Annotated in this window: 13 protein-coding genes; all 13 read right to left on the bottom strand. The window is 56.5% G+C overall.

Annotation, left to right across the window (positions count from 1 at the left end):
* Positions 1–537 (bottom strand): Asd/ArgC dimerization domain-containing protein (locus tag Q7U71_03890; GenBank protein MDO9390898.1); only part of this gene is annotated, 537 nt, incomplete at its 3' end.
* Entirely contained in the window at positions 534–767 is a 234-nt protein-coding gene (locus Q7U71_03885; protein MDO9390897.1) for a hypothetical protein, read from the bottom strand. The genes Q7U71_03890 and Q7U71_03885, both read right to left, overlap by 4 nt.
* 53 nt (positions 768–820) lie before the next feature.
* Positions 821–2026 carry an aspartate kinase gene (locus Q7U71_03880; protein ID MDO9390896.1) on the bottom strand — a complete coding sequence of 402 codons (1206 nt, stop codon included), beginning with the start codon at positions 2024–2026 and terminating at the stop codon, positions 821–823.
* A gap of 93 nt (positions 2027–2119) precedes the next feature.
* Entirely contained in the window at positions 2120–3277 is a 1158-nt protein-coding gene (locus Q7U71_03875) for an LL-diaminopimelate aminotransferase (GenBank protein MDO9390895.1), read from the bottom strand.
* Positions 3274–4029 carry a tetratricopeptide repeat protein gene (locus Q7U71_03870; protein MDO9390894.1) on the bottom strand — a complete coding sequence of 252 codons (756 nt, stop codon included), beginning with the start codon at positions 4027–4029 and terminating at the stop codon, positions 3274–3276. Before Q7U71_03870 ends, Q7U71_03875 begins: the two co-directional genes overlap by 4 nt.
* Before the next feature lie 49 nt (positions 4030–4078).
* Positions 4079–4849 (bottom strand): 4-hydroxy-tetrahydrodipicolinate reductase, encoded by a 771-nt coding sequence (gene dapB, locus Q7U71_03865; GenBank protein ID MDO9390893.1) that lies wholly within the window; start codon positions 4847–4849, stop codon positions 4079–4081.
* Between the two features lie 211 nt (positions 4850–5060).
* Positions 5061–5621, bottom strand: coding sequence for a pentapeptide repeat-containing protein (locus Q7U71_03860; protein ID MDO9390892.1), 561 nt, complete (start codon positions 5619–5621; stop codon positions 5061–5063).
* A gap of 178 nt (positions 5622–5799) precedes the next feature.
* Positions 5800–7275: an IMP dehydrogenase gene (gene guaB / locus Q7U71_03855; protein ID MDO9390891.1), complete on the bottom strand. Its 1476-nt coding sequence runs from the start codon at positions 7273–7275 to the stop codon at positions 5800–5802.
* 182 nt (positions 7276–7457) lie between these two features.
* Positions 7458–8267, bottom strand: a complete 810-nt coding sequence (gene dapF / locus Q7U71_03850; GenBank protein MDO9390890.1) for a diaminopimelate epimerase — start codon at positions 8265–8267, stop codon at positions 7458–7460.
* Positions 8268–8363: 96 nt separating this feature from the next.
* Positions 8364–8585, bottom strand: a complete 222-nt coding sequence (locus Q7U71_03845; protein MDO9390889.1) for a hypothetical protein — start codon at positions 8583–8585, stop codon at positions 8364–8366.
* A gap of 69 nt (positions 8586–8654) precedes the next feature.
* Positions 8655–9599, bottom strand: a complete 945-nt coding sequence (gene argF / locus Q7U71_03840) for an ornithine carbamoyltransferase (GenBank protein ID MDO9390888.1) — start codon at positions 9597–9599, stop codon at positions 8655–8657.
* 400 nt (positions 9600–9999) lie between these two features.
* Complete coding sequence (locus Q7U71_03835; protein MDO9390887.1) at positions 10000–12300, bottom strand: sodium-translocating pyrophosphatase; 2301 nt, start codon at positions 12298–12300, stop codon at positions 10000–10002.
* A gap of 398 nt (positions 12301–12698) precedes the next feature.
* A partial coding sequence (locus Q7U71_03830) for a helicase C-terminal domain-containing protein (GenBank protein ID MDO9390886.1) occupies positions 12699–13010 on the bottom strand: 312 nt, incomplete at its 5' end.

The following is a 13010-nucleotide window of genomic DNA, read 5'->3' as shown; positions in this document are numbered from 1 at the left end:
TTGAATTTGCTCTTCGAGAGCAATGCTTCCCGCCCTCCCCGCTCCGGACACCGCCTGGTAGGTGGAGACCACTATCCGCTTAAGTCCCAGTTTCCGGTGGATCAGGTTAAGGGCCACCGCCATCTGGATGGTGGAGCAGTTGGGATTGGCTATCAATCCCTTGTGTTTAAAGGCATCTCCGGGATTGACCTCCGGCACCACCAGTGGTACTGCCGGGTCCATCCGGTAATCCGAACCGTTGTCAATCACCACCGCCCCGGCCCTGATGGCGGCTTCTGAAAATATCCGGCTGGCGCCCTTCTCGCCTTCGGTGCCTGCAAAAAAGATCAGATCACATCCGGGAAACTCATCCGGATCGATCTCGTTCACCCGGCAGACCTTCCGCCCGAACAGCACTTTTTTTCCGGCCGACCTGGCCGAGGCCCATAGCTTAAGGGTCCCGGCCGGAAACCGGCGTTCGGCCAGGACCTGAAGTATGCACTGCCCCACCAGTCCGGTGGCTCCCACCAATCCTATGGTTGCCTGTTTCCGGATCATAGCTTTAGTCTGGTCAAATTTTGGGCGATGGCCAGAACAGCGCAGTGGCCCATGCTTTTGTGTTCCTTGTGCTCTTTGATCTCCTTGGCCGGCCCGCCTATTACGGCGTAAAAACGATCCGGCTCCTTTTCCCCGCTGTTCAGGTCATCCTGTTCCAGCCAGAACGAGCAATGTTCCCTGATGCACTCGGCCTCTTCGGGCTTGCGGATGAATCGGATGGGACAGATCATCTGGTCCTCCAATATTTTTATTACAGATAGACTTCGTTACTGCTGAAAATAAATTATCCTATGAAAGCCCGGTGCAGGGCCAGCAGGGCCTTTTCCAGGTCCCGGCGCTGGAGGAAACAACTGATCCGGGTGTGGCTGGTGGCCATGGCCTGAACGTGGATCTTTTTTCCGGCCAGGGTTTTCAGCATCTTGGAGAGGATGGCCGTTTCGCCGCCCACCCCGCTGCCCACCAAAGATACCGCCCCGATGTCCCGGTTTATCTGGCATTGCGCCGGACCGGCGGTTTTGATGCTTTTTTCTATCACCGCTTTGGCGCCGGACAGGTCGGCTTCATCCAGGATGAAGAACAGGCTTAGAGTTCCTTCCTGGGCCTGTCCGTGAAAGAATGATTTGACCTGGATCCCGGCCTCGGCCATCTTGGTCAGCAGCTGGGGCATGGCGCTGCTGCGGGCGGCCGGCAGTTTGACCGTGACCATGGCCAGGCTTTTATCGTGGACTATTGATTTTACCGCGATCCGTTCCATTTTGCTTCCTTTGCCTACTATTGTTCCCGGATGGTTGGAAAAACTGCTGCGGCAGTCTATGGACATCCCGTATTTTGAGGCCAGTTCCACCGCTCGGACGTGCAAGACCTGGGCGCCGAAGGCCGCCATCTCCTCCATTTCATCGAACGAGATGCCGGAAAGTTTCCTGGCCTGTTTGACGATCCGGGGATCGGCGCTGTAAACCCCGTCTACGTCGCTGTATATCTGGCAGGACCTGGCGCCCAGCGTCACCGCCAGGGCCACAGCCGTGGTATCCGAGCCGCCCCGGCCCAAAGTGGTGATCTCCCTGGCCAGGCTGACCCCCTGGAAACCGGCCACGATGGCTATCTTGCCGGCCTTTAGGGCATCCCTCAGCCGGTCGGCCTTGATCTCAAGGATCCGGGCCCGGTTGTGGCTGGAATCGGTAATGATCCCCACCTGGGAGCCGGTGAAGGAAATAGCCTGCCCGCCCAGGGCGTCAATGGCCATGGACAGGAGCGACATGGAGATCCGCTCCCCGGCTGTCAGCAGCATGTCCAGTTCCCGGCGGGGCGGCTGGGCGGTGATCTGCCCGGCCAGGGTTAAAAGATCGTCGGTGGTGTCGGCCATGGCCGAGACGACCACCACAACCTGATGCCCGCTTTGGGCGGTCTTGACGATCCGCCGGGCCACGTTCTTGATGCGCTGGGCGTTGGCCACGGAGCTGCCGCCGTATTTTTGGACGACTATTGGCATTTATTTGACAGGATTAACATGATTTACCGGATTTAATTCTTTGGATCAAATATTGGTTGAAAATAAATGTCATAATAATTATGTTAATGCTGTCTATAGATTAAGTTTGCTGATCCGTTCAACGGCTTCATTCATCCGCTCCTTGGGAATGGTCAGCGCCATGCGCACAAACCCTTCGCCGTTCTTGCCAAACCCCACCCCCGGAACCACCATCACCCCGGCCTTCTCCAGCAGGAGATCGGTGAACTGCAGGGAATCGTATTTCTTGGGGGTCTTCAGCCACAGGTAGAACGTGGCTTGGGGCAGTTGGAACTCCAATCCCAGTTTTTTAAGTCCGCCGGCCAGCACATCCCTCCGTTCTTGATAGACCCGGCAGTTATCTTTGATGCAATCCTGCGAACCCTCCAACGCCGCGATGGCGGCATACTGCACCGCCTGAAAAACACCGGAATCGGAGTTGGTCTTGATCTGCATCAGGGCCTGCAGTATCTTCTGGTTGCCCACCGCCATCCCCACCCGCCAGCCGGTCATGTTGTAGCTTTTGGACAGGGAATGAAATTCCAGGGCCACCTCTTCCGCCCCCGGGACCTGGAGGATGCTGGGCGGCACCAGTCCGTCGAAGGCGATCTCGGAATAGATGCCGTCGTTCAGAATCATGATGTTGTGCTTAACGGCCCAGTCCACCAGTCTTTGGTAGAATTTTAGGTCGGCCACCGCCGCGGTGGGATTGTTGGGATAGCACAGGAAGATGGCCTTGACCCCCTGCACCGGAAGTTTGTCGATGTCCGGCAAAAACGAGTTCTCCGGCAAAAGAGGAAAGTACACCGGCTCGGCCCCGGCCAGCATGGTCTGGACGGCGTAGACCGGATAGGCCGGATCGGGGCACAGCACCTTGTCGCCCGGGCCGAACAGGGCCCAGGCCGCATGGGCCAGGCCGTCCTTGGCGCCCATCAGGCAGGCGATCTGGTCCTCGGCCGACAGTTTTACCCCGAACCTGCTGCCGTACCATTTGGCCACGGCCTGTCGGAACGAAGGCAGTCCCTCGTAAGATGGATAGCGGTGGTTTTCGGGATTTGATGCCTGATCCGTCAGGGCCTTGATGATGTGGGAAGGCGTGGGCAGGTCGGGATCCCCCACCCCGAAATCTATGATGTCGGCGCCCTTGGCCTTAAGTTCGGCCTTCTTCTTATTCAACCCGGCAAAAAGATAGGGCGGGATCCTGTCCAGCCGTTCGGCAAAATCAAATTTCATTTTTTCTTTACCTTGTTTAATGACTCCTGGGCTAACTTAATTTGTGCACCTACCCCCTTGCCACTTTCCAGAAATGCCTTCAGATACTTTACCGCTTCTTTAGTTTCAGTATCAGTACGACTTTTTTTGTCTGCCAATTTGGTACCTAAAAGATAAATTGCTTTATAATTAATGCTGTCAACTATGACAGCCTGGCGCAGGGCATTTATGGCTTCCTGGGCATACTGGGGATCATTGGAGGCATAGGCCAGATTAAAGTAGGCGTCGGAGTTTTGAGGATCCAACTCTGTCACTTTTTTAAAGGCCCAACGGGCCGAATCGGCCTGCCCCCTTAGCAACAGGGCGTAACCCAGGTTGTAATAAAGCATCGAAGCATTGGGATTTAGCTTTATGCCGAGATACAGAATATCCTTGGCCTTGGCCACCGAATCCAGGGTCACATAGACCATGCTCATGCTGTAATAGGCGTCCACATATGCCGGGTCATACTTGACGGCCTTTAAAAAATACTGGTTGGCCTGGTTATAGGCGCCGGGCTTTAAATTGCAGATGCCCAGGTTGTAGTAACCGGGGGCAAAATTGCGTTTGACCTTGATGGCCTTGTTGAACTCGGCCACGGCCTTGACCGTATCCCCTTGATGAAAATAGGCCACTCCGTTATTGAAGAACGGATCGGGGTCCCCCTGCTGACAGCCAAATAGTGAAAGTCCGATCGCTGAAAGGAGAAGTAATGTTGCAAGTCTGCTTTTCATTATTATTTTTGCACTTTTCATTTTGATATTTTCAATCGTTAGTTTACGTTTAAAGTCCCAGCACGTCCTGCATATCATAAAGCCCCGGCTTGGCCTTGGCCGCGAATTTTGCCGCCAGCAATGCCCCTTCGGCAAAGACCCGGCGGCTGTGGGCCTTATGGGATATTTCCAGTATCTCTCCCGGTCCGGCAAAGATCACGCTGTGCTCACCCACGATGTCCCCTGCCCTTAAAGACACCATGCCGATCTCGTCGTCCTGACGGACCTGGTCCGAGGTCTGCCGCTGGTATACCGGCTTGCCGCCCCGGGCCCTTTGGACCTCCTCCAGTATTCTGACCGCGGTTCCGCTGGGGGCGTCCTTCTTGTTGCGGTGATGGGTCTCGGAGATGTCGGCGTCAAATGTTTTGGGCAGTTTCTTGGCCGCGGCATAGGCCAGCTTGTAAAGCAGGTTCACCCCGATGGACATGTTGGAGGAAACCACCATCGGGATGTCCTTGGCCATCTCGGTGAAAATGTCCTTGTGCTTCTGGTCCAGGCCGGTGGTGCCTATCACCATCGGCTTCTTCATCACCGCGGCCTTGGCGGCGTTGGCGGCCGTGGCCTCCGGAGTGCTGAAGTCTATGATCACGTCCCCGGTCTGCAGCACCAGCAGCAGGTCGTCCACCACCGCCGGGGCCTTTTCGCACAGGATCTTTCCGACCAGGGGATGCCCCCGGTTCTCCACCAGGGCTGAAATGGCGTAGTCCTTGGACTCTTTTACCGCCTCGCAGATGGCCTGGCCCATCCGGCCGGCGGCGCCGCAGATGATTAGGTTGATCATGTTATATCCTCATAATTACTGGTCAAATCATGATTCGCCCCTGCCGCCACAGCGGCACCCCGCCAACGGCGGTGGTACAGTAACGACCAATCGTTCCAAACGGTCAAAAGGTTCCAACATCGCCTTGCAACTATGCATTGCTTCTCAAACAATTCAAGCAGTGCCGGTCATTCCTGTCCGGCCCCTCAAACGCATATTGCGCCCCGCTCGCCTATTCAACCCTGATGTCATACTTATTAAGCAGCCCTATCACCCCGTAAAGCGAAAACCTGGCTTTTTTGACATTGTTCTTTTCCGGATCGATGGAGTAATTCCTGGCCGTCAAAAAGTCGGCTTCCTTGATCGTGGTTTTATTGAACACGGCATTGGTCAAGTCATCATTGGCAAATACGGCCTTGCTTAGGTCGCTGTCGGTAAAATCCACGTTCCGCATAGAGGAGTTATGGAATTGGGTCTTGGCCATTTTCTTCCGGGCAAACGAGGAATAATCCAGGATGCAGTTCTCAAATTTCACAGTGAACAGGAAGTCGGAACAATCGCAGAAATTCAGGCCCAGCAATTTACAGTCTTTGAATGTGACATCGTTCAATTGACAGTTGCTTATCTTGGCCAGCGCCAGGTTGCAGTTGGTAAGCACGCAATCCGTGAATTTGCCGGAGGTGAACACGCCGTTGGAAAAATCACAATTTACGAAAGAGCAGTTCTCGAATTCCCCGTCCCTGGATTCCTTGGAGGTTAGGTTTTTAAATGTTTTGCCTTCGTAAACGATCATGGCCTTTACACTAAAGGGATTAAATCTAAAATTATCTTACCGGGCGGATCGTGATCCGCCCCTACAATAAATACCAACCGTTTCCAACAATTCAAACATTGCTGGTCATTTATTATTGCCTCTCAAACGTTTCCAACACCGCCTGGCTACCTGCCCCGCCCCTCAAACGTTACCCGTGTTACCCCCTGTCCACCTCGTAATTCGGCGCTTCCTTGGTGATCACCACATCGTGCACATGGCTCTCCCTTAACCCGGCATTGGTTATCTTGACGAAGGTGGCCTTTAGCTGGAGTTCCTTCAGGTTCCCGGCCCCGCAGTACCCCATGCCGCTGCGCAGGCCGCCCATCAGCTGGTAGACCGCGTCGGCCAGCGAGCCCTTGTAGGGCACCCGACCCTCGATCCCCTCGGGCACGAACTTCTTGCCCTCGGATCCCCCGCCTTCCTGGAAATAGCGGTCGGCGCTGCCCTTGCGCATGGCTCCCAGGGAACCCATGCCCCGGTAGACCTTGTAGCTGCGGCCGGAAAGCAGGATGGTCTCGCCCGGGCTTTCCTCCACCCCGGCGAACAGGTTTCCGATCATCACGCAGTCGGCCCCGGCTGCCAGCGCCTTTACCACGTCGCCGGAGTACTTGATGCCGCCGTCGGCGATCACCGGCACCTTGGCCTTTTTGGCCACCGCCGCACAGTCCATCACCGCGGTCAGCTGGGGCACGCCCACCCCGGCCACGATCCTGGTGGTGCAGATGGAGCCCGGCCCGATGCCGACCTTGACGGCGTCCACCCCCAGTTTGATCAGGGCCCGGGTGGCTTCGGGGGTGGCCACGTTGCCGGCCACGATGTCGGTGTTCTTGAATTTCTCCCGCACCTTTTTGACCGCGTTCAGCACCCCCTGGGAATGCCCGTGGGCGGTGTCTATCACCAGGGCGTCAACCCCGGCCGAGACCAGCCCCTCGGCCCGTTCCAAATAATCCCCGCTGGTGCCGATGGCCGCCGCCGCCCTCAGGCGCCCCTGGCTGTCCTTGCAGGCGTTGGGGAAATTGTTGCGTTTCATCACGTCCTTCAAAGTGAACAGGCCCCGCAACATCCCCTTCTTGTCCACGATGGGAAGTTTTTCCAGCTTGTGCTTGCGCAGCAGCTGGCTGGCCTCGTCGATGGAGGTGCCCAGAGGGGCGGTGATCAATTTTTCGCAGGTCATGGTCAGCGCGATCTTCTGGCTGAGGTCGCTTTCAAAGATGATGTCCCGGTTGGTGATGATGCCCACCAGCCTTCCGTCCTTGTCGGCGATGGGTATGCCCGAGATGGAGTACTCCTTCATCAGCCGCACCGCGTCCTGCAGCCGGTGTTCCGGGGTCAAAGCGATGGGTTTGGAGATCATCCCGCTTTCGGAGCGCTTGACCCGCTCCACCTCCTGGGCCTGCTCGTGGATGGGCAGGTTCTTGTGGATCACCCCCAGGCCGCCGTGGCGGGCCAGGGCGATGGCCATCTGGTGCTCGGTCACCGTATCCATGGCCGATGACGCCAGCGGGATGTTCAGCTTGATCCGCCGGGAGAATCTGGTGGACAGATCGACCTCGTGGGGAAGCACCAGGGAATGCTGGGGAACCAGCAGCACGTCGTCAAAGGTCAACCCCTCGCTTTTATACCATTTGGGCATCGCAACTCCATCCTAAAATAATAACATTAAAAATATGTTTTATCTTCTTCAATTTCTAAATCCTAATTCCGAAACTCTAAACAAATTCAAATTAGTGAAATTCTTAAATCTTAAACTGTTTAGGACATTAAGATTTGGTCCATTTGTATTTGTTTAGGTTTTAGAGCTTAGTGCTTAGATATTTAGCCGGCGGTTTCCAGCCATTCCCCCTTGAACACCAGTCGGACCGCCCCCTCCAGGAACACTTCGGTGATCCGGTCATCCTCTTTCTTGAAATGGACGGTCAGGGTCTCGCCCCCGTAGGTCAGACATTCCACCGGGGAGACCGCCCGGCCCTGGAGGCCGGAGATCACCGCGGCCGCGGTGGACCCGGTGCCGCAGGCCAGGGTCTCGTCCTCCACCCCGCGTTCGTAGGTCCGGATGCTTAGATGGTGCTGGTCTGTCAGTTCTATGAAATTGGCATTGGTCCCGGCCGGGTCAAACAGCCCGTGGTGACGGACCTTGCGCCCGGTCTCCACCACCGGAAAACCCTGCAGTTCCATCACCGGAATGACCACGTGGGGAACTCCGGTATCGGCGAACGAGGCCGCATAGCCCTTGGGTCCCAGGTCCAGCATGAAATTAAGCCTGATATCGGACGGGTCCTTCATCGAAAGCTTGACCCGGTTGCCGGAAATCTCGGCTTGATGCGGCCCGTCCCCGGCCTCAAAGGTCATTTTCTCGCCAGCCGCGCCGACGGAATGGGCGAACCAGGCCAGGCACCTGGCCCCGTTGCCGCAAAAGCTGACCTCGCTCCCGTCGGCGTTCAGGTAACGCATCCTGAAATCGGCCCGGGATGAAGACTCCAGCAGCAGTACCCCGTCCGCTCCCACCCCGTTGCGGCGGTGGCAGAGCTGGGGAACCAACAGCGGGAGATCGTCCCCAATAATATTCTTCCGGTTATCCAGCACCACAAAATCGTTGCCGGTCCCGGACATTTTATAGAATTTCATTTTGCCTGAATACTGAATTTTGAATATGGAATATTGAATACCCTGACTTGAAACTTTTCAGTATTCAATCTCCAATATTCTGTCTTCTTTGGTTGGTTACTTGACTTTAAGCACATCCACCAGCTGGTCGAACTTGGCCAACAGCTCCAGCATCTGGCCGTCCTTCTTGGTCTTGTTGTCCAGCTCGCTCTGGTAATACTCGGCGGCCTTATTGAAGAATTTGACGCTGTAATAGGTCCAGACCAGGGCCACGGCCAAAACTATCAGCATCACAAATCCGTAGACCGACCAATAGATCCATCCGCATGGTCCCATCATATCGAACCTTCCTTTCCCTGTTATTATGCCACCCCAAGGTTTTCGGGGTGGCACGATAACGCTGTTAAATTATTTCTTTTTGGATTTGCGGTTCTTGGCCCAGTATTTGTACAGGGTGACCATGATGGCCTTCTGGGCGTGGAGCCGGTTCTCGGCCTGGTCCAGCACCACCGAGTGCGGGCCGTCCAGCACGTCGTCGGTGATCTCGTCGCCGCGGTGGGCCGGCAGGCAGTGCAGGACGATCACATCCTTCTTGGCGGCGTCCACCAGTGACTTGTTGACCTGGTAGGGGGCGAAGATCCTGGCCCGCAGCTCCTTTTCCGATTCCTGGCCCATCGAGGCCCAGACGTCGGTGTAGATGGCGTCGGCGTTCTTGACCGCCTCCCGGGGATCGCGCACGATCTCCAGGGTGCACTTGTTCCTGGCGGCCATCTCCTGGGCCCGGCTCAGGATGCCCTTGTCGGGATCGTAGCCCTGGGGACAGCCCACCGCCATGTTCATGCCCAGCGCGCCGGCCGCCAGCAGCAGGGAATTGCAGACATTGTTGCCGTCTCCGATGTAGGCCAGCTTAAGGCCCTTGAATTTCTTCTTGTATTCCAGGATGGTCAAAAAGTCGGCATAGGCCTGGCAGGGGTGCTCCAGGTCGGACAGCCCGTTGATCACCGGCACGGTGGAGTTCTCGGCCAGGTCGGTGACGCTCTTGTGGGCAAAGGTCCGGGCCATGATCAGGTCCACCCAGCGGCAGAGGTTGCGGGCGATGTCCGGAGTGGACTCGCGCTTGCCCAGCTGCATGTCCAGGTAGATCCCGTGTCCGCCCAGCTGGGTCATTCCGGTCTCAAAGGTCACCCGGGTGCGCAGGCTGGGTTTTTCGAATATCATGGCCAGGGTCCGGTCGGCCAAAAGCTTGGGGGAACGCCCGTTTCTGGTCTGTTTTTTTATCTTGGCCGCCAGGTCAAACAACTGGTCCATCTCCTGTTTGCTGAAATCGGCTACTGAGATCAGGTCCTTTTTCATTCTTTTCTCCAGTTAATTGGTTTATGGTCTGGGATAAATTATTTTCGGGGGGAACGGGTTGCGATGATAAATGTTCCTATCCAAAAACAGCCCGCCTGACCGGTGTGCCAGCGAGCTATTTTATTGATTTATAACATAATGGTATGGCTTAAGTTATAAGATGTCATGAATTGATATTTAATAGTCCTTAATTTTACTTGAAAATCGGTTATTAGTCAAGAGAAAAATGCCTTGAAAAGAAGCTTAAAGAGCGTGAGTTTAACCTCTCCCAGCCTACGGCATCCCTCCCCTGGAGGGGAGGGAAATGGGTGGGGTTAAAAGCACAAAAGCCGTTCCGCATTTTGCGGAACGGCTTTTGCAGATCATTTTCTTTAGTAATACCCATTACTGAAATATCAGCTCAGAGGTCGGGCATCGCCTTCTTGCTGGAGACCACTCCCCAGATCAGCGCAGCTGAAAGCAAAGCCACTACTATCCAGCCCCAGACCCCCAGCTGCTGGTACTTGACGATGATCGGGGCCGCTATCAGGCTGACGATGTTGACCACCTTGATCATCGGGTTCAAAGCCGGTCCGGCGGTGTCCTTAAGCGGGTCGCCCACGGTGTCGCCCACCACCCCGGCCTTGTGGCGCTCCGAGCCCTTGCCGGTGTTGGCCGCCAGGTCCCGCGGCTCGTCCTCGATGGATTTTTTGGCATTGTCCCAGGCCCCGCCGGCGTTGGACATGAACACCGCCAGCATCATGCCGGAAAGGATGACCCCGGCCAGAAAACCGCCCAGGGCTTCCACCTGCAGGATCATTCCCACCAAAAGCGGCATCACCACCGAGATGGTGGCCAGCGGGATCAGTTCCTTCTGGGCCGAGGCGGTGGAGATCCCCACCACTTTGGCGTAATCGGGCTTGACCGTCCCCTCCATGATGCCCGGGATCCGGAACTGACGGCGCACCTCTTCCACGATCTGGGCGGCCGCCCGGCTTACCGCCCGGATGGACAGCGAGCTGAACAGCCAGGGCAGGGCCCCTCCCAGCAGGAATCCGATGAAGACCTTGGTCTTGGAAATATCGATGCCGGCCATGACCTCGCTTAATCCCAGCCGTTCCTGGACCAGCCCCACGTCGGTGATGAACGAGGCAAACAGGCTGACGGCCGCGATCACCGCCGAGGCGATGGCCACTCCCTTGGTGATGGCCTTGGTGGTGTTGCCCACCGCATCCAGATCGGCCATCACCTGGCGGGCCTTCTTGGTGTTCTCGTCGTGCAGGTCGTGCCAGGCCATCTCACCGATGCCGTTGGCGTTGTCGGAGATGGGTCCGAAGGAATCCATGGCCACGTTATTGCCGGTGTGGGACAGCATTCCGATGCCGATCATTGCCACGCCGTAAAGCACGAAGATGGCTGGCTCGCCCCGGTAAAGCACCAGGGCAAAGATGAAGCTGATGGCGATGACCACCAGCGCCCAGACGCTGGATTCCATGCCTATTGAAAGTCCGGAGAGAATGGTGGTGGCCGGGCCGGTCTTGGTGGCCTTCACTATTTCCTTTACCGGGGCCTTGCGGGTGGAGGTGAAATACGAAGTTAAGGGATTGAAGACCACGGCCAGGGCCACCCCGATGCTGGTCAGCATGGCCAGGCGCCAGTCCCCGGCGTAGGCAATGGCCACCCAGAAGGAGAAGGCCACGGTGTTGATGCCGGAGACCTCGTAGGACATGAACATGGCCTCCTCGGCATCGTGGGCCCGCATGAACTTGATGGGAAATTTTTCCCACATCGGAACGGTGAAGGTCCCCAGGATGGAGCTGATGACGCCGATGCCCCTGATGATCAGGGGATAGACGATCCACTTAAGGCTGTGGGTGGGATCCAAAGCCACCAGGGTCAGCCCCAGGATCAGGGCCGAGACGATGGTCACCTCGTAGCTCTCGAAGATGTCAGCCGCCATGCCGGCGCAGTCGCCCACGTTGTCGCCCACCAGGTCGGCTATCACCGCGGCGTTGCGGGGATCGTCCTCGGGAATGTCCTTTTCCACCTTGCCCACCAGATCGGCCCCCACGTCGGCGGCCTTGGTGTATATTCCGCCGCCCACCCTCATGAACAGGGCCAGCAGGGTGCCGCCCAGGCCAAAGCCCAGCAGGGCGTCCGGGGCGGCGGTGCCGAAGACCACGAAGATCACGGTGCCGCCCAGCAGGCCCAGCCCGTCGGTCAGCATTCCGGTGACGGTGCCGGCGTAGTAGGAGATGGACAGCGCTTCATTGAAGCCCCTCTGGGCCGCAGCCGCCGAGCGGACGTTGGCCTGGATGGCCATCCTCATCCCCAGCTGGCCCACCAGCAGGGAGAAAGTGGCTCCCAGGATGAAGGCTATGGTCCGTCCGAAAGCCACTACGTTCCGGGCGTTTTCAGCCCCGAACTCAGCCACGGCCTCGCGACTGGGCGGGATCACGTAAACGCTTAAGAAGAGGACCACCGCCAGCAAGGCTATGGCCGGCAGGATGGTCTTTAACTGCTGTTTCAGGTAGCCGTCGGCGCCGATCCGGATGGCGTTCCAAACCTCCTGCATCTTGGCAGTGCCCTTGTCCTTGGCCATTACATTCTGCCTTAACAGCCAGGCGTAAACCAGGCTGATCACGGCCGTGATCAAGACGCAGACTATCGAGATCTGCTCAAAGTTATTGAGCCCGTGTTTGGCCAGTCCTAGAAGGTTCATAGACTCTCCTCTGTTGGTTGGTTGATGGTCGATTAAACCTATGAAGCGTTAATTTACATATAAACAGTAAATTTTATCATACAAACCTTAAGCATGTCAATGAAGAATGCGTTTTTATTTAAATGGTTTTAGCAACATGCGGCAAAAGACCACCATGACCGGCCGGACGGTGAAGCTGGCCTATTACGATTAGTTTTAAAACTCATCCCCTCTTTCCCCTTCTCTTGGATTCTTTATGGCCTGGCTTGGGGTAAGAGAAGGGGATGAAAGGGGTTGAGTTCGGTGATTAACAATTTACCGACCCAAAAGCCCTGACGATCTCCGTCAGGGCTTTCCTTTGTTATATAAGTAATTTGTGATGCTCCCGTGAATTATAGCCTGTTATCCATTATCAAATGTCATATCAGCACGTTCCCCACCAGCTCCTCCTGGCTGCGGCAGGATATCACCGGCAACGCCGGCAGCGACCGGATAAAGGTCTTGCCGTACTCGGTGTTGATGATCCGGCTGTCGGCCACTATCACCAAACCCTTGTCGGTCTTGTTGCGGATCAGCCGCCCAAACCCCTGGCGGAAGCGGATCACCGCCTCGGGCAGCAGGTACTGGTGGAACGAGCTGTTGCCGTTCTGCTCTATCACCTGGCAGCGGGCCTCCACCAATGGATCGCTGGGAACGGAGAACGGCAGTTTGGAGATCACCAGCAGTTCCAA

This window comes from bacterium (assembly GCA_030655055.1).
Taxonomy (GTDB): domain Bacteria; phylum Edwardsbacteria; class AC1; order AC1; family EtOH8; genus UBA5202.
This window is presented reverse-complemented; position numbering and strand designations above follow the sequence as displayed.

What these genes read in the sequence shown, in the direction of transcription:
- Q7U71_03835 (MDO9390887.1), bottom strand. Translation starts at nt 12,300, where the DNA reads ATGAACCTTCTAGGACTGGCCAAACACGGGCTCAATAACTTTGAGCAG.
- argF (MDO9390888.1), bottom strand. Translation starts at nt 9,599, where the DNA reads ATGAAAAAGGACCTGATCTCAGTAGCCGATTTCAGCAAACAGGAGATG.
- dapF (MDO9390890.1), bottom strand. Translation starts at nt 8,267, where the DNA reads ATGAAATTCTATAAAATGTCCGGGACCGGCAACGATTTTGTGGTGCTG.
- Q7U71_03870 (MDO9390894.1), bottom strand. Translation starts at nt 4,029, where the DNA reads ATGAAAAGCAGACTTGCAACATTACTTCTCCTTTCAGCGATCGGACTT.
- Q7U71_03845 (MDO9390889.1), bottom strand. Translation starts at nt 8,585, where the DNA reads ATGATGGGACCATGCGGATGGATCTATTGGTCGGTCTACGGATTTGTG.
- guaB (MDO9390891.1), bottom strand. Translation starts at nt 7,275, where the DNA reads ATGCCCAAATGGTATAAAAGCGAGGGGTTGACCTTTGACGACGTGCTG.
- Q7U71_03885 (MDO9390897.1), bottom strand. Translation starts at nt 767, where the DNA reads ATGATCTGTCCCATCCGATTCATCCGCAAGCCCGAAGAGGCCGAGTGC.
- Q7U71_03880 (MDO9390896.1), bottom strand. Translation starts at nt 2,026, where the DNA reads ATGCCAATAGTCGTCCAAAAATACGGCGGCAGCTCCGTGGCCAACGCC.
- dapB (MDO9390893.1), bottom strand. Translation starts at nt 4,849, where the DNA reads ATGATCAACCTAATCATCTGCGGCGCCGCCGGCCGGATGGGCCAGGCC.
- Q7U71_03875 (MDO9390895.1), bottom strand. Translation starts at nt 3,277, where the DNA reads ATGAAATTTGATTTTGCCGAACGGCTGGACAGGATCCCGCCCTATCTT.
- Q7U71_03860 (MDO9390892.1), bottom strand. Translation starts at nt 5,621, where the DNA reads ATGATCGTTTACGAAGGCAAAACATTTAAAAACCTAACCTCCAAGGAA.